Source organism: Enterococcus rotai (assembly GCF_001465345.1).
GTDB classification, from domain to species: Bacteria; Bacillota; Bacilli; order Lactobacillales; family Enterococcaceae; genus Enterococcus_L; species Enterococcus_L rotai.
Genome location: NZ_CP013655.1, coordinates 2,119,688 through 2,136,961 on the forward strand (window position 1 = coordinate 2,119,688; position 17,274 = coordinate 2,136,961).

The following is a 17,274-nucleotide window of genomic DNA, read 5'->3' on the forward strand; positions in this document are numbered from 1 at the left end:
TCCGTGAGCATAAAACTAAATATTGTAAGGAGAGAAGAGTATAATTTGAATAGAGAAGTATTTTTTGAATTAGTTGAACTAAAAGCAAAGACAGCAAGTGTTTTACCCTTTCTTTTAGGAATTTGTTTTAGTTGGTATCATTATGGAAGTCTGCATCTAGGGTTTGTTCTTATTTATTTTATTGCGATGTTTATTTTTAATATGGCTGTCGATATTTTAGACAACTACAATGATTACCATCATGCTAAAGAAGGACATGATTATAAAGAGAAAACCAATATTATTGGACGTGAGAATTTATCATTGTCGATGATTCGTCGTTGGATCATTTGGATGATTGTGATTTCCGCATTGATAGGGATTGGGTTATCGATGATTGTCGGTTGGCCTTTATTATGGATGGGGCTGTATTGTTACTTGATCGGGATCTTCTATTCTTCTGGTCCTAAACCGTTATCTAGTTTGCCTTTGGGAGAATTTTTCTCGGGCTTTACGATGGGATTTATGATCATGTTGATTTGTGTTTACATCAACACGTTTGATTCTTTTCAATGGACAATGACTAATCTTGGTAGTATCTTCTTAGTGTCGCTACCTAATACATGTTTAATTGCTAATTTAATGTTAGCTAACAATATTTGCGATTTGGAAGAAGATGAAACCAATCATCGATTTACTCTTGTTCATTACTTAGGCAAGCAAACATCGATCCACTTGTTTGTCGGATTGATCGTCATTGCTTTTGCATCGATTATCGTAAGTGTTTTGTTAGGATTAACTCCAATCACAATGTTGTTGACGTTAATCGTTGTTCCTTTTATTTGGAAACAAACCAAACGATTCTTAAATGAACAAGTCAAAACAAAAACATTCATTTGCGCCGTGAGGATTTTAGCTGTCGGTGCACTTGCACAGGTTGTATTTTTCGCCATAGGATTGTGGCTTAAATAATAAAATAAAAAGGTTAAGAGGGGATTTTAACATGAGTAAGCACGTCGTTATTTTAGGCGCTGGCTATGCCGGTTTAAGAGCGTTACATGAATTACAAAAAGGCAATAATGATCTGAAAATCACATTGGTTGATCAAAACGATTACCACTTTGAAGCAACGGATATCCATGAGGTTGCGGCAGGAATTCAAACATCTGAAAGAATTACCTATCCAATCAAAGATGTTGTAAAAACTGCTTGCACAACGTTTGTACAAGGAAGAGTGGAAACAATCGATAGTGAAAACCAACTGGTCCATTTGAAAGATCAAGAAGCCCTTTCATATGATTATTTGATCGTAGCACTAGGCTATGAATCAGAATCTTTCGGGATTCCAGGTGTAGAGGAATTCTCATTAAAAATGGTGGATATTCCAACATCAGAGAAAGTCTATCAACACTTAACAGAGCAAATGAAAGCCTATAAAGAAACGAAAGATGAAAACTGTCTGAAAATCGTTGTTTGTGGTGCTGGTTTTACTGGAATCGAATTATTAGGCTCATTACACGAAGGTAAGAAAAATTTAGCAAATATTGCTGGTGTTGAACCTGAAAAAATCCAACTATATTGTGTTGAAGCTGTAACGCGTTTATTACCAATGTTTAGTGAAAAACTTGGTGGTTATGGTATCGATCATTTGAAAAAATGGGGTGTTAATTTCTTAGTTGGAAAACCGATCAAAGAAATTAAACAAGATACGGTGGTTTATTTGGATAATCAAGAAACCAACGAATTAAATGAACTACAAGCGAAAACAATCATCTGGACAACAGGTGTTAGTGGTAGTCATGTAGTGGGTGATTCTGGTTTTGCAGCCAAACGTGGACGTGTAATGGTTCAACCTGATTTAACAGATGCCGATCACAGCAATGTTTATATTATTGGTGACTGTTCTGCTGTAATGGACAAAGAATCAAACCGTCCTTATCCAACAACTGCACAAATTTCACTTAAAATGGGTGAGCATGCAGGGAAAAACATCAAAGCACAATTAAAAGGTGAACCAACAAAAGAATTTACCTTTAAGTCATTAGGGTCAGTTGCTTCAATTGGTAATAGCCATGCTTTTGGTGAGGTTGGAAAAATGGAAGTCAAAGGATATCCTGCTTCTGTTATCAAAAAAGCCATCATGGATCGTTCATTATTTGAAACAGGTGGTATTAAAGAAATGTTAGCTAAAGGTCGTTTTGACTTTTACCGTTAACAGATTAAAATAGTAATCAGTGCTTTGAAGGATTCATAGTAGAGCGTTGTGTGGAAATGACAGAAAGTCAACGGCTGATGGAAGTTGACCAAAACAACTGCTTGAATTACAAATCTGGAGCAAATGTTCGATTCGGGTAAGATCCGTTAGCGTCTTTTGAGAGGAAATTATTTTTTAATTTCAATTTGGGTGGCACCGCGTGTAGAGTGAGGCCGAGACAAAAACATTTAGCTCTGAGAACCAAAGCTACTTTTGTCTCGTCGTTATACGTCCCTGACAGTCTTTTTAAGATTGTCAGGGATTTTTTTGTATGCAACAATCAAATTTATAAAAAGAATGAGGAACGTAAATGAAGAAAGAATTAAGTGTTAAAGAAGCATTAGTTGTATTTTTATCATTATTATTGATTATTAGTATTTGTGTGATCGGTGTTGGCATGAGCCCAATTTCCCCTGTATTATGCGCATTAGGTTTATTGATCGGCTGGAGTAAATGGCGTGGTGCTTCTTGGGATAAAATCCATGAAGGAATTATTGAAGGAGTGAAAACAGGGATCGTTCCAATGGTCATTTTTATTTTAATTGGCGCTTTGATTGCAGTTTGGATCGCTAGTGGTGTGATTCCAACGATGATGTTTGCAGGTTTTTCAGTCATCAGCACTAAAATCTTTTTACCCTCAGCTTTTGTTAGTTGTGCAGTTGTGGGTATTTCGATTGGTAGTGCTTTTACAACAGTTTCCACGATTGGCTTAGCCCTGATGGGAATGGGGATTTCAATGGGGTTCAACTCTGCTATTTTAGCAGGAGCAATTATTTCTGGAGCAGTTTTTGGTGATAAAATGTCGCCACTTTCTGATACAACTAATTTGGCCTCAGCTGTGGCTGGAGCAGATTTATTTAAACATATTAGAAATATGATGTGGACGACCGTGCCTGCATTTGTTATCTCATTTATTTTGTATGCCGTACTTGGATTTCAAACGAAAATAGGACAAACCGATTTAGAAACAAAACAATTTTTAGAAGTGCTGCAAGCACATTTTGCTATTAGTTGGTGGGCTCTTTTACCAATTTTGTTACTGGTTGTTTGTTCGATCAAACGGGTGCCGGCAATTGCTTCATTATTGGTGACGATTTTAGTTTCTAGCGTGATGTATATGATCCAAGTCCAAAATGTCGATTTGAAACAGTTGAGTACGATCATTGAAAATGGTTTTGTTTCAGAAACGGGTATGGAACAAATCGATGCGCTGTTGACTCGAGGTGGTATTCAAAGTATGATGTGGTCCGTTTCGCTGATTCTTTTAACCTTGTCTTTAGGCGGCTTACTAATGAAGATGGATGTGATCACTGTTTTAATGGCGCCGCTTGCTCATAAATTAAAATCAACAGGTAGTTTAGTTGCGGCAACAGTTTTTAGCGGAGCATTGGCAAATTTGATGATTGGAGAGCAGTACTTATCGATCATTCTTCCTGGTCGTGCATTTAAAGAAAGCTATGACAAAGCTAAACTCGCACCAGAGGTTCTTTCAAGAGCGTTAGAGGATTCAGGTACCGTACTGAATTCATTGATTCCTTGGGGAGTAAGTGGTGTGTTCATGGCAAGTACATTGCAAGTCTCTACATTAGAATATGCACCATTTAGTTTCTTTATCTTACTATGTCCGATTTTATCAATTCTCTCAGGGATAACAGGGATTGGTATCCAAAAACAAAGCGAAAGTAAATAAAGAATTCAACGGTAAATCATTAAAATTTTAAGAGAAACAATGGGGGTACTTTTGTTCGGCTCGATTTTTAGGTATAATGGATACTGATTGAAAAGAGGGATGTTACATGGCACAAAAACGGAAAAGTGCAAAAAAGAAAAAGACAAAAAAACAACAACAACAGCAAGAACATCTTAATTTCATTTTTCTCGGTATCTTTTTTATCTTCTTTGGATTATTTGGACTATTAAAATTAGGATTTCTTGGCACCTTGATTGCCAATGGACTACGTGTAATGATAGGAAATACATTTTCAGTAGCAGCAATTTTACTGATGTTTTACGGTCTTTCTTTAGTTATTTTTGGAAAAGAGTTTCCAATTAAAAAAAGTCGACCAATCATTGGCGGAGTGGTTGTTTACCTAGGCGTATTGTTATTTCTACATGCTTACATGTTTCGCAGTGTAGGGACACAAACACCAGATATTATGGGAACAACATGGGAATTTCTTAGAATGGATCTAAAAGCTAGTACGGTAGCACAAAATGTTGGTGGAGGCATGATTGGTGCGGGACTGTACAGTTTGACTTTCTTTTTAGTTGCTCAATTTGGTAGTTATTTAATTGCCAGTTTACTGATTGCGCTAGGTGTATTTTTAATGAGTATGCTTGATTTTCAACAAGTGATGAATGGCTTACAACTCGTTCGAGAAAAACTTAGCGGACTAACCGCTAGAAGTGCAGAGCGTCAAGCTGAAAAAGAAGCGAAACGAGCGGAAAAACGAGCAGCTAAACAGGCAGAAATGGAAAAACAAGCTCAAGAACGTTTGAAAAATGATGTTCGTGAACTAACGCCTGGCGAAAAATTAGCGCAAGAAGCATGGGAACAAGAAGAAAAAGATCTGCAAGAACCAGAACAATTGACCTTGGTACCCATCGATAGTTTCCAAAGTCAAGCTGAAACACAACCTATACAACAGCAAGTAGTTCCTGAACCTGAGATGGATGAGGGGGGCGAATTAGAGTTTGAAATTTCTGAAGAAGCGGAAGATCGTGATTACGAATTACCACCTTCAACGCTATTAGATTCGATTCCATCTGCAGATCAAAGTGGAGAGTATCAAAAAATTGAAAAAAATATTGGTGTACTAGAACAAACATTCAAAAGCTTTGGTGTTGATGCAAAAGTAGTGAAAGCTAGTCTTGGACCAGCCGTTACAAAATTTGAAATTCAACCAGCTGTAGGAGTGAAAGTAAGTAAGGTCGTTAGTTTAACGGATGATATTGCGTTAGCCTTAGCTGCTAAAGACGTACGGATGGAAGCACCGATCCCAGGAAAATCACTGATTGGGATCGAGGTGCCAAATAGCACGGTAAGTACTGTTTCCTTTAGAGATATTATCGAAGCACAACCTAGCCATCCCGATAAATTATTGGAAGTACCGCTTGGACGAGATATTTCTGGTATGGTTCAATCAGCTGATTTAGCTAAAATGCCGCATTTATTGATCGCTGGATCAACAGGTAGTGGGAAATCAGTTGCGATCAATGGCATTATTTCCAGTATCTTAATGAGAGCGAAGCCTCATGAAGTAAAACTAATGATGATCGATCCAAAAATGGTGGAGTTGAATGTTTATAATGGGATTCCCCATTTATTGACGCCAGTAGTGACTAATCCGCGTAAGGCAGCTCAAGCATTGCAAAAAGTTGTACAAGAAATGGAATTCCGTTATGAGAAATTTGCTGCAACCGGCGTTCGGAATATTTCTGGATATAACGAATTAGTGATTCAAAAGAACTTAGAAGATGGCGAGAATCGTCCAATCTTACCATTTATTGTGGTAATCGTAGATGAGTTAGCTGATTTGATGATGGTTGCGAGTAACGAAGTAGAAGATGCCATCATCCGTTTAGCACAAATGGCTCGAGCAGCTGGAATTCATATGATTTTAGCAACTCAGCGTCCTAGTGTGGATGTTATTACGGGGATCATCAAAGCAAATGTTCCTTCAAGAATGGCATTTGCGGTATCTAGCGGGACAGATTCAAGAACAATTATTGACAGTAATGGAGCGGAAAAACTATTAGGTAGAGGAGACATGTTGTTCTTGCCAATGGGTGAAAATAAACCGATCCGAGTGCAAGGTGCGTTTATTTCCGATCATGAAGTTGAGCGAATCGTATCCTTTGTTACAGAGCAGCAAGAAGCGGATTATCAAGAAAATATGATGCCAACAGAAGAAGAAACAACAGGCGGCGGTAGTGAAGCATCACAAGATGAATTGTACGAAGAAGCTAAAGCACTAGTGGTGGAAATGCAAACAGCAAGTATTTCTTTATTACAAAGAAGATTTAGAATTGGTTATAATCGTGCGGCACGCTTAGTCGATGAATTAGAAGCTCATGGTGTGATTGGTCCTTCAGAAGGGAGTAAGCCAAGAAAAGTCTTTCTTGAGCCTGTACCGGATGATGGGCCGATGGATCAGGGATCAGAATAATAAAAAGGAGTCTGCTAAATAAGCAGGCTCTTTTTTTTATTCAGTTTCTAAGATTGAGCAGGTTATGAGCGTTACTTCTCTAAAGAGGTTTTCGATAAATGTATTCTTTGGTATAATGTACGAAATACTAGCAGAAAATCAGATGTTAAGTTGAATTAAATCAGAAATACGATTAGAATTAGAGTAATCTAAAACAACCATAAATAAATTGAAATGAAATGATAAACTAAATAAAGAATATAAGGATGGATAATATGAGAAGAAAAAGCGTACTCTATTTAGACGTTGCAGAGCAAATCAAGGCAGATATCATGAATGGTACTTATCCTGTAGGGTCATTATTACCAACAGAGGCGGAACTTGAGCAACTATTTGATGTGAGTAAAATCACTGTTCGCCGTGCAATAGAATTATTATCTTCAGAAGAATTGGTGGAGAAAAAAAGTGGCAAAGGAACAACTGTATTGAGCAACCGACCTTATAATAAACTATCAAAAGCAGGTACCTTTACAGAATACTTAAATGATTCAGGTCAAAAGGTAGCAAAGAAAATTTTAAAGTTGGAAAAAGTAGCCTTAACACCAGCGTCTTCAGCCTATCAGTCATTAGGTGAAAAAGCGGTCAAAGTTTCTCGATTATATACGCTTGACGATCAACCATATATCTATTTTAATTATTTTTTGCCAACTAGCATGGCAGATGTACCTTTAGAAGATTTTGAGAAAGAATCATTGTATCGCCTGATGGATCAGCATGGCATTGAGATTCTAAAATTCGAAGATAGTTTTCAAATTGTCGAACTAACTCCTGAGCAACAAGAGATTTTAGCGACATCTGAAAAAAATGGGCTTAAAAGAATTCGTAAATCAGTGGGACTATCTGGAAAAACCGTTGAATTTTCTGAAGCAATCTATAATACAGCACTTCATCCATATGTAATTGAATACGAAGCGTAACCAAATAACAGGGTACTTACAAAAGTGTAAGTACTCTGTTATTTTTTTCTATGGTGTGTTCGTTGTATTTGGATTAGACTAGCAAGGTAGAGAAAAGGAGCGATAAGAATGTTACAAGTAGAAAATTTATCGAAAACATATGGACAAGAAATTAAATACGAAGCCTTAAAAGGATTAAACTTAACCGTGAATGATAGTGAATTTATTGGAATCATGGGACCTTCTGGAAGTGGGAAAAGTACGTTTTTAAACCTGTTAGCAACGATCGATCAACCAACATCAGGACATATTCTAATGAATGGAAAAGATCCAAATCAACTAAATCAAGAAGAAATTGCTAAGTTTAGACGAAGAGAGTTAGGTTTTATCTTCCAGAGCTTTAACTTGATGCCAACGCTAACTGTTGAAGAAAATATTGTTTTACCTTTGACTCTAGATGGCGAAAAAATTTCGATCATGAAAACACAACTAAATCTATTAGCAAAACGTTTAGGTATTGCTAGTTTATTAAAAAAACGAATTGCAGAAATTTCTGGTGGACAAGCCCAACGTGTGGCGGTTGCTCGCGCAATGATCCATCAACCACAACTATTATTAGCAGATGAACCGACAGGAAATTTAGATACAAAATCATCAAAAGACGTTATGCAATTATTACAACAGCTAAATGAAGAAGAGAAAGCAACGATCTTGATGGTGACACATGATCCACTAGCAGCAAGTTATTGTAAGCGAATTGTATTTATTAAAGATGGAGAATTGATCGATGAAATCCATCACAATGGAAATCAAAAGATGTTTTACGATGAGATTATGGTAAAACTGTCTGAGATAGAAGGTGTCGATAATGAGTTTTAGTCAATTTGTTATTCGGAATACAGTAAGAAATAAACATCTTTATATGGCTTACTTCTTAAGTACTCTTTTTTCAGTAATGGTGTTCTTTACATTTACAGTCTTTGCTTTTCATCCAGCATTATCGAATGGATTAAATAAAAATGCTCAAATCGGTATGCTAGCAGCTGCAATCATCATTTATGGTTTTGCTTTTTTCTTTGTTTTGTACTCGATGGATGTCTTTATCCAATCACGAAAAAAAGAATTTGGCCTGTTGATGATCCAAGGAATGAGTCCAAAACAGCTGAAAAAAATGGTCTTTATTGAAAATTTAGTGATTGGTTTTTTTGCTACGATCATGGGAAGTATTGCTGGAATTGGTTTTTCACAAGTGATTTTATGGTTAAGTAATAAATTGATGCATGTAAATTTGGGGTTCTATTTCCCCTTACAAGCACTTGTTTTGACCGTAATTTCATTTGCAGTATTGTTTTTAGCTATTTCATTTTTTATTCAATTCCGATTACCAAAATTAAGCTTACAAGAATTGTTGAAAGCAGGAGACCTTGGTAAAGGGACGATCAAAAGCTCTCCGATTAAAACCATTTTAGCGATTTTATTGATTGGTGTAGGATATGCAATTGCTTTGTTAGTCAAAGGGATGTTAGTACCGATGGTGATGATTCCAGTGATCTTTTTAGTCGTTGCTGGGACTCGATTCTTATTTAACCAATTAAGCGTTTCAGTGATTGAACGATTGAAAAAGAAACAAAATATTTTTTGGAAAAAAACGAATATGGTTGTTTTTTCAGATTTAGCATTTCGTATGAAAGATAATGCCCGCTCGTTTTTCTTAGTATCAATCATTTCAACGGTGGCCTTTGCTGCGATTGGTACATTATATGGCTTTCAAAATATGATTCTAGATGGTATGAATGAAATTCCGTATGAATTCCAAGTTACAGGAACTGCTGAAGAGACAGCATCTGTCCAACAAGAATTTTCTCAATTGTTGGCGGATAAAGGGATTCAAGTGGATGAAGGAAAACTGACAACTTATACAAATGCTGATCATGTTAACTTTGTTAAAGAATCCGAATATAATCACCTTGCGGAGTTGGTTAAAAAGCCAACGATCCAGACAGAAGGAAAAGCTGTCCAATTGCTTCCAACTAATATGATCGGCATGAAAGAAACAGCACTCAATGAAGTAGCACTGCCAAACGAGACAACATTGCCAGTTGTTAAAACGGAAAAAACGAATGTTGTTTCAGCTTATGGAACGACAGTTCTGGTACCGGATAATAGCGAGCTACAAAATTTAGAGAGTACCACTACAACTGTTTGGCAACCAAAAAATGCTAGTTATGATGAACTGGTTTCGATTGGTAAATTCCAAGAAAAAAACGTAGCATTGATGGCTAAGAGCTATTCACAACAAACAATCACAGATGAATATGCACCAATTTTATTTGTCGGAATTTTTATCGGTATTGTTTTCTTTGTATCAGCTGGAAGCTTCCTATATTTCAGATTGTATAGCGATATGGACGTGGATGTAGAGAAATTCAAGATGATTTACAAAATGGGGTTAACGAAAAAAGAGTTGAAGAAGATGATCTATCAACAGGTTGGAATCTTATTCTTTACACCGATCATTGTTTCAGTGATTCATGGTGCAGTAGCCTTAACAGCGATGTATCACATGTTTAATCAAGGAATGCAAGTAGCAGGATGGCAGGTGTTAGGAATGTTTATCCTGATTCAAATTGGGTATTACCTGATTGCTCGTGTCTTCTATTTCAAAAAAGTTTATCGTTTAGTTCAAATGTAATAAAAATCGATACAAAACCTGATTGGTTTTGTATCGATTTTTAGATTGTTTTCTCTCTTTTTTGTAGCCTAAAAGAAGGATGATTGTTGCAAAATCAAAGGGATAAGAAAAGTCTAATTTGATGGACTAAACCAGATAACATATAGACAAATCGGGCACAATACGTTATAGTATGAAGCGAATGTTTAGAAGAAATGAGGAAGAAAACTAGTGGAAAAAGCATCCATTTATGGTTTAACAAAAGAAGAACTGATTGCATGGTTTATCGAACATGACGAAAGAAAGTTCCGTGCCACCCAAGTTTGGGAATGGCTTTATATCAAACGTGTCATGGCTTTTAGCGAAATGACAAATTTATCAAAAGATGTCATTGAATTATTAGAAGAAAACTTTATAATCAATCCATTGCGTCAAGTCATCATCCAAGAAGCCAAAGATGGCACAGTGAAGTATCTCTTTGAATTACCAGATAAGAATATGATTGAAACGGTCTTAATGCGTCAAGAGTATGGAATGTCTGTTTGTGTGACCACTCAAGTAGGCTGTAATATTGGCTGTACTTTCTGTGCAAGTGGTTTACTTAAAAAACAACGTGATTTAACAGCAGGAGAAATTGTTGCGCAAATTATGCTAGTTCAACATTATTTTGATGAACGCGGGCAAGGAGAACGAGTAAGCCATATTGTTGTGATGGGAATCGGTGAACCGTTTGATAACTATGATAACTTAATGAATTTCCTACATACGATCAATGATCCAAAAGGGTTAGCTATTGGAGCACGTCATATTACGGTTTCAACAAGTGGTTTAGTGCCGAAGATCAAAGAGTTTGCAAATAATGGTCTGCAAGTCAATCTAGCGATTTCGCTACATGCACCAAATAATGATGTTCGGACATCGATCATGCGCATCAACCGCAGTTTCCCAATTGAAAAATTAATGGGTGCTGTTGATGAATACTTGGAAAAAACAAATCGTCGGATCACGTTTGAATATATCATGTTGAGCAATGTAAATGATCGCCCAGAACATGCTCAGCAATTAGCTGACTTGTTGAAAGACAAGAAGAAGTTAACCTTTGTTAACTTGATTCCATATAATCCAGTTAGTGAGCATGATCAATATAGCCGTAGTGAAAAAGCGGACGTGTTGAAATTCTATGATATTTTAAAGAAAAATGGCGTTAATTGTGTGATTAGAAAAGAATATGGTACAGATATCGATGCAGCTTGCGGACAATTAAGAAGTAAACAAATCAAAAAAGCTGGAAAAAGCGTTTAATTCTTGAGAAAGTTAGGAATTGGAGCTGGGAATGATCTTTATTCCCTGATTCAATTGTCTACTTTCCTAAAGAATTGCTTTTGTAAGCTAGATGAAAAAAAGCTGGAAAAAGCGTTTAATTCTTAAGAAAAGCTGATAAAACTTATAATGAAAAAATTCCTGATAAAGCCGAAATGGTTTATCAGGAATTTTTTATTTTTCATTTATAATACTAAATCCATAATCGATGATATGTTCCTTTAAATAACGTAAATATTCTTCGCCCATCGGTGATAGTGGCATCTGAGCCGGATGGATCCAGCCGATTTCCATCGTTTCATCTACTTCTAAAGGTACGGCAACAATATTTTCATCATTTAATTCTCGGCTTAAGACACCAGAGCTGATTGTGTAGCCATCTACCCCAATCAGAAAGTTAAATAACGTTGCCCGATCACTGACGCGGATGCTTTTTTTATGATAACGAGTACTCAATATCTCTTCTGAAAAGTGGAAAGAATTAAATTGCCCTTGTTCAAACGAAAGGTAGGGAAAGTTTTCTAGATCAGCTAAGGTAACTGATTTTTTCCCAACTAAAGGATTTTTTTTACTAATAAAAACATGTGGATGAGCTGTAAATAAAGGATGAAACACAAGTTTTTTTTCTTTTAATAATTTACGCATCACTTTTTCATTAAATGTATTTAAATACAAGATACCTAATTCGCTTTGAAACGTGCTGACATCTTCGATAATATTATTGGTTTGTGTTTCTCGAAAAGTAAATTCATATTCATTTTGTTCATAAGATTTGATCAATTGGACGAAAGCATGGACTGCAAAGGCATAATGTTGTGCAGAAACAGAAAATAATCTACGACGAGTCTCTGTTCTTTTGTATTTTTCTTCCATCAAGTCGACTTGCTCCAAGATTTGGCGGGCATAGGACAAAAACTCTGTGCCTTCCGTGGTAAGAAGCATGCCTTTTTGAGTCCGTTGAAAAATTTGAATATTCATTTCCTGCTCCAATTCTCTGATAGCAGTAGAAAGACTTGGCTGGGTGATAAAAAGATGTTTGGCTGCTTCATTGACTGAACCTAATTCAACGACTTTTACAATATAATCCAATTGCTTGATCCTCATGATACGATCCTCCTTTTATTTAAAGCGCTTGTTCCTAGTGATAAAATGAATGATGTTGAATGCTTAGACTTCAACTTGAATCACTTGAACACCTTGCTTCTCGATTTCTCGAAGCACTTCTGGTGAGGCGAATGTATCGGTGATCAAATAGTTGATATCTTTAATAGTACCGCTCGTAAAATTAGATGAAAAACCAATTTTACGATAATCTGCAACGACGACGACTAAACCATTTGTACGTTCGATAATCAGTGAATTGATTTTAGATTCATGTAAGACGGGGGTTGTGATGCCATTTTCAACGCTAAGACCAGAACAACCGATGATTGAAATGTCAGAGGACATCTTTGAAAATGAATCAATCGCAATGTCCCCAACTAAGGCTTCCTTTGGAAAACGAATTTCACCACCAGATAAAATGACAGTAGAATTTGGATTATGATCCAAATTAGCGACTTTGACATTGTTCGTCACAATCGTTACACGTTTTTCTCCTAAATGTTTTAAGGAAGATAGTGCAGTTGAGCCTGTATTGATAAACAAGGTATTGCCTTCTTTAACAAACTCTCCAGCCTTTTTTGCAATAGCATCTTTTAAGACTTCGATCTCTTCATTATAATCTTCTGTTCCAGTTTTTTGAACGATTTGGGCCTTTCCGTGGGCTCGTTGAACTAAACCCATTTTTTCTAAGGCAGTCAGGTCGCGGCGAACCGTGATTTCTGAAACCGCTAATTCATGACTGATTTCTTTCACCAGTAAACTAGTTTCATTATGCAGCAAATCCAATAGTTTATCACGACGATTTTTAATTGTTTGATGTGAGCTTTTCATGTAAATTCCTCCCCTCTAGATCATCTGTGTGACAGCGAGTGTGTTTCCTATTCTTTTTGCCTCTTTTAATACACGATAGCCTTCTGATGTTTCATTTAGTTTAAGTAGAGATTGTCCTTTTAGATATAAAAGATAGGTCATTTCCCGATTATTTAAACGGTTCTTATCAATTAAAGCCAATTCACTTAAGCACTTTTTATTTCGGTTTTGATAGAAATATCTTATTCCAGTGATTTCATGCCAAGAAAACAAACCGCTCAATTGTTTCTTTTTAACATTTTTCAGTTTCAATAGGTGTTCTAGGCAACTAGTTAAATTTTCTTCATCTTTTAAAAAAAAATAGCAATACATTTGCGTATGATAATAAATGAAGAGGTAATCCAATGTGGAATGAAAGAAATGCTGATTTTTATGTAAATGCTCTAGGCAAACTTCGTAATTTCCTTCATCCAATAAAAGAAGACTGTCAAAAATAATAATAGACTGTTTAAAGCCATTAAACAAATCTTTTTTCTTTAAGGTTCCTTTTAAAGCAATGGCTTTTTGTAAATCACATTCAACCGTCAAAGCATAAATCATTTTTTCATATAGATTTTTTAAATACTCAAAAAGAATAACGATACTTAAGACAATAACACCCAAACAGCCAAAAATAAGCTTTGCGCCTAATTCTTCGGAACTAGTAACTAGATAATAAATATAGAACGCAAACAATAAATAAGCAGCCCATAGGAAGCCTTTTTTCCAAAAGTAAATACTTTTCCAAACTAAATTCTTCATCTTTCTCACCTCATCGCAACTATATCATAAAAAATGTAATATGAACATAAAAAAAGAAGGTGCAATCCTTTATAATTTCCTTTTGAATGGAAACGTTCTTAAAAATGATTAAACGATCGTATAAACAGATTGAAAACGGTTAAAATTATTGTAGAATAAAAAGTGTAATTGAGATTGAGAAAATGTGGAGGGATCGTATGGCAACAATTTATGATGTGACAAAAGAAAGTTGGATTTTAAGCACTTTTCCTGAATGGGGAACGTACTTGAATGAGGAGATCGAACAGGAAGAAGTTAAGGCAGGAACCGTTTCTATGTGGTGGTTAGGCTGTACAGGGATTTGGTTGAAGTCACACGAGGGGACGAACATTTTATGTGACCTTTGGTGCGGAACTGGAAAACGAACACATGGCAATGGCAAAATGAAAAAAGGGCATCAGATGATGCGGATGAGTGGATGTGAGAACATGCAGCCTAATCTTAGAACCCAGCCCTTTGTGATCGATCCATTTGCGGTCAAAGACGTTGATGCGTTGGTCGTGACTCATATTCATTCGGATCATTTAGATATCAATACAGCTGCGGCCGTCCATCAAAATTGTCCGAAGGCACGGTTTATTGGACCGAAAGAAGTGGTAAATACATGGTTAAAATGGGGCATTCCAGAAGAGAAGACGACAATCGTAAAACCTGGTGATCGTCTATCGATCAATGATGTGGATATTGTTGCTCTAGAAGCGTTTGATAGAACCGCTCTGGTAACTTGTGAGGATCCTGAAGTAATACTGAAAGGCAAATTACCTCAAGATATGGATGAAATCGCTGTTAATTATTTATTTGAAACAAGTGGCGGCAATATCTATCATGCAGGAGATTCACATTATTCTAATCTATTTGCTAAACATGGGAATGAGCACAAAATCGATGTTTGCTTAGGAGCATATGGTGAAAATCCACGTGGGATCACGGATAAAGTTACGTCAGTTGATATGCTGCGAATGGCAGAATCTTTGAATGCCAATGTGGTGATACCAGTTCACTATGATATTTGGGCAAACTTTATGGCGGATCCAAAGGAAATAACAGAAATCTGGAAGTTTAAAAAAGATCGCTTGGATTATCAATTTAAACCATTTATTTGGCAAGTTGGTGGGAAATTTACCTATCCAAATGACAAGGATAAACTTGAATTTAATTTCTACCGTGGGTTCGATGACGTCTTTACAAGGGAAAATGATACACCGTTTCCATCATTTTTATAAGAAGGAGGAGAGCGAATGCTAAAGTATTTTTATGATAATGAATTGATCCAATTTTGTACGGATACTCCTGATAATTGGCAAGATGCGATTATTTTAAGCTGTCAGACACTATTAGAAAAAGGCATCATTAAACAACAGTATATTGATGAAATCGTAGAATGTGTTCAAAAATATGGTCCCTATATCGTGATCGTACCAGGTGTTGCCATGCCGCATTCTTCAGAAGAGAGTCAAGGGGTCTTAGGAACGGCAATTTCATTTACAAAAATGAGTCAAGATGTCGTTTTTGAAGAGAATAACGCTGAAAAAAATGCGCGTTTATTTTTCACTTTAGCTGCTAAAAATAGCGAAGAACATGTAGAAAATATCTCAAATCTATCTGAGATGTTGATGACGGATGGGGTGATCGAAGCATTGATGGACGTCGAGAACATGGAGGATTACCAAAAAGTGATGGCAACTTTTGACGTATAGAAAGAAGGGGAGTAAATGACACAAGTATTGGATTTTCTCATGGGTATTTGGGATTATTTTGCTGCAAATATCTTGACGCAGCCGGCATTTTTAATTGGGTTTATTGTTCTATTGGGCTATGTTTTACTTAAAAAACCGTTATATGAAAGTATTGCGGGCTTTTTAAAAGCAACGGTTGGTTATTTGATCTTGACGGTTGGATCGGGCGGTTTGGTGAATAACTTTCGACCAATTTTAGTGGGGTTAAAGGAACGTTTTAATTTAGATGCAATGGTCATTGATCCTTACTTTGGTCAAAATGCTGTTACAGCAGGTATTGAAGAAACTTTTGGACGAACATTCAGTGATACGATGATTTTATTGTTGATTGCCTTTGTCATGAATATTTTGTTAGTCCGTTTTAAGAAGTATACGAAGCTGCGAGCTGTTTTTACAACAGGGAATGTTCAAATTCAACAGGCGGCAACAGCGTTTTGGATTTTACTTTTCTGTTTTCCTGATTTAGGTCAGATTCAAATATTGTTGATCATGGGACTTATTTTAGGTTGTTATTGGGCTGTTGGATCGAATTTAACCGTTGATATCACGCAAGATTTAACAGAAGGAGCAGGTTTTGCAATTGCCCATCAACAGATGTTTGGGGTATACATTTTTGCTCGACTATCTGAAAAAATGAAAAAAAATAAAAATAATCGAAAGCTAGAAGATGTACAGTTGCCAGGCTTTTTATCGATCTTCAATGAAAATATGGTTGCTACTTCCATTTTGATGCTCTTCTTTTTTGGAATCATTTTAGTTGTATTAGGACCAGCCTATCTGATCGAGGCAGGATTTATGGAGCAAGGGCAAAGTTTCTTTTTCTATATTTTACAAACAGCTTTATATTTTGCCGTTTATCTTGCTATTTTACAATTAGGTGTCCGAACCTTCGTTTCAGAATTGACAGAATCATTCCAAGGTATTTCCAATACATTGTTGCCAGGTGCTGTACCAGGTATCGATGTTGCTGCGACCTTTGGTTTTGGTTCACCAAACGCTGTAACGATTGGCTTCTTATTTGGTGCCCTAGGACAATTTATCACGATTGGTTTACTGATTTTATTTAAATCACCAGTTATCGTGATTGCAGGATTTATTCCGTTATTCTTTGATAATGCTGTAATTGCGGTTTATGCAAATAATCGTGGCGGGTTTAAAGCAGCCTGTATCTTCCCGTTTATTTCAGGTGTGATCCAAGTTTTAGGTTCTGCTTTGATAGCGGCATTTATCGGATTATCTCAGTATGGTGGTTACATTGGTATGTTTGACTGGGCAACAGTTTGGCCAATCATGACGATTCTGATGAAGTATTTAGGTTATTTTGGAGTCGCTGTAGTAGTGATTTTACTATTGGCAATTCCACAATTGCAATATCGGGCAAATCCGGAAGGCTACTTCTTGATTGCTGAAGATTATGATAAATATGTAAAAAAAATGGCGGCAAAAAACGCTTAAT

The 17,274-nt window shown here is 36.3% G+C and carries 14 protein-coding genes; 11 read left to right on the forward strand and 3 right to left on the reverse strand.

The genetic code is table 11. The features are described from left to right. The first annotated feature begins 45 nt into the window (after positions 1 to 45). The 8 genes from ATZ35_RS09820 (at position 46) to rlmN (ending at position 11,310) form a co-directional block, all read left to right on the forward strand. The gene (locus tag ATZ35_RS09820) at positions 46 to 951 is read left to right on the forward strand and encodes a prenyltransferase (protein ID WP_208927084.1); all 906 of its coding nucleotides are present in this window, start codon (positions 46 to 48) and stop codon (positions 949 to 951) included. A 31-nt stretch (positions 952 to 982) separates the two neighbouring features. Continuing rightward, on the forward strand, positions 983 to 2,194 hold the full coding sequence (locus ATZ35_RS09825; protein WP_208927085.1) for an NAD(P)/FAD-dependent oxidoreductase: 1,212 nt from the start codon (positions 983 to 985) through the stop codon (positions 2,192 to 2,194). Between the two features lie 349 nt (positions 2,195 to 2,543). Next, positions 2,544 to 3,923, forward strand: a complete 1,380-nt coding sequence (gene nhaC, locus ATZ35_RS09830) for a Na+/H+ antiporter NhaC (protein ID WP_208927086.1) — start codon at positions 2,544 to 2,546, stop codon at positions 3,921 to 3,923. A 106-nt stretch (positions 3,924 to 4,029) separates the two neighbouring features. Then, positions 4,030 to 6,402 (forward strand): DNA translocase FtsK, encoded by a 2,373-nt coding sequence (locus tag ATZ35_RS09835; protein WP_208927087.1) that lies wholly within the window; start codon positions 4,030 to 4,032, stop codon positions 6,400 to 6,402. 254 nt (positions 6,403 to 6,656) lie between these two features. After that, positions 6,657 to 7,358 (forward strand): GntR family transcriptional regulator, encoded by a 702-nt coding sequence (locus ATZ35_RS09840; RefSeq protein ID WP_208927088.1) that lies wholly within the window; start codon positions 6,657 to 6,659, stop codon positions 7,356 to 7,358. Positions 7,359 to 7,466: 108 nt separating this feature from the next. After that, complete coding sequence (locus ATZ35_RS09845) at positions 7,467 to 8,216, forward strand: ABC transporter ATP-binding protein (RefSeq protein WP_208927089.1); 750 nt, start codon at positions 7,467 to 7,469, stop codon at positions 8,214 to 8,216. Next, positions 8,206 to 10,029 (forward strand): FtsX-like permease family protein, encoded by a 1,824-nt coding sequence (locus ATZ35_RS09850; RefSeq protein ID WP_208927090.1) that lies wholly within the window; start codon positions 8,206 to 8,208, stop codon positions 10,027 to 10,029. The genes ATZ35_RS09845 and ATZ35_RS09850 overlap by 11 nt, the downstream gene beginning before the upstream one ends. 210 nt (positions 10,030 to 10,239) lie before the next feature. Continuing rightward, on the forward strand, positions 10,240 to 11,310 hold the full coding sequence (rlmN, locus tag ATZ35_RS09855; RefSeq protein WP_086280555.1) for a dual-specificity RNA methyltransferase RlmN: 1,071 nt from the start codon (positions 10,240 to 10,242) through the stop codon (positions 11,308 to 11,310). Between the two features lie 192 nt (positions 11,311 to 11,502). On the opposite strand, the gene ATZ35_RS09860 is transcribed toward rlmN, so the two are convergent. From ATZ35_RS09860 to ATZ35_RS09870, 3 genes are all read right to left on the reverse strand, one after another. Further along, positions 11,503 to 12,432: a LysR family transcriptional regulator gene (locus ATZ35_RS09860; protein WP_208927091.1), complete on the reverse strand. Its 930-nt coding sequence runs from the start codon at positions 12,430 to 12,432 to the stop codon at positions 11,503 to 11,505. A gap of 63 nt (positions 12,433 to 12,495) precedes the next feature. Beyond that, on the reverse strand, positions 12,496 to 13,263 hold the full coding sequence (locus ATZ35_RS09865; protein ID WP_208927092.1) for a DeoR/GlpR family DNA-binding transcription regulator: 768 nt from the start codon (positions 13,261 to 13,263) through the stop codon (positions 12,496 to 12,498). A gap of 15 nt (positions 13,264 to 13,278) precedes the next feature. Beyond that, a complete protein-coding gene (locus ATZ35_RS09870) occupies positions 13,279 to 14,043 on the reverse strand; it encodes a hypothetical protein (RefSeq protein ID WP_208927093.1) in 765 nt (254 codons plus the stop codon). A gap of 197 nt (positions 14,044 to 14,240) precedes the next feature. On the opposite strand from ATZ35_RS09870, the gene ulaG reads away from it, so the two are divergent. Genes ulaG through ulaA form a run of 3 tightly spaced genes read left to right on the forward strand, consistent with a single transcriptional unit; the run spans position 14,241 to position 17,273 of the window. Continuing rightward, positions 14,241 to 15,305, forward strand: coding sequence for an L-ascorbate 6-phosphate lactonase (gene ulaG / locus ATZ35_RS09875; protein WP_208927094.1), 1,065 nt, complete (start codon positions 14,241 to 14,243; stop codon positions 15,303 to 15,305). A gap of 15 nt (positions 15,306 to 15,320) precedes the next feature. Then, positions 15,321 to 15,779: a PTS sugar transporter subunit IIA gene (locus tag ATZ35_RS09880; RefSeq protein WP_208927095.1), complete on the forward strand. Its 459-nt coding sequence runs from the start codon at positions 15,321 to 15,323 to the stop codon at positions 15,777 to 15,779. Positions 15,780 to 15,794: 15 nt separating this feature from the next. Continuing rightward, positions 15,795 to 17,273: a PTS ascorbate transporter subunit IIC gene (gene ulaA / locus ATZ35_RS09885; protein ID WP_208927096.1), complete on the forward strand. Its 1,479-nt coding sequence runs from the start codon at positions 15,795 to 15,797 to the stop codon at positions 17,271 to 17,273. The last annotated feature ends 1 nt before the right edge of the window (position 17,274 follow it).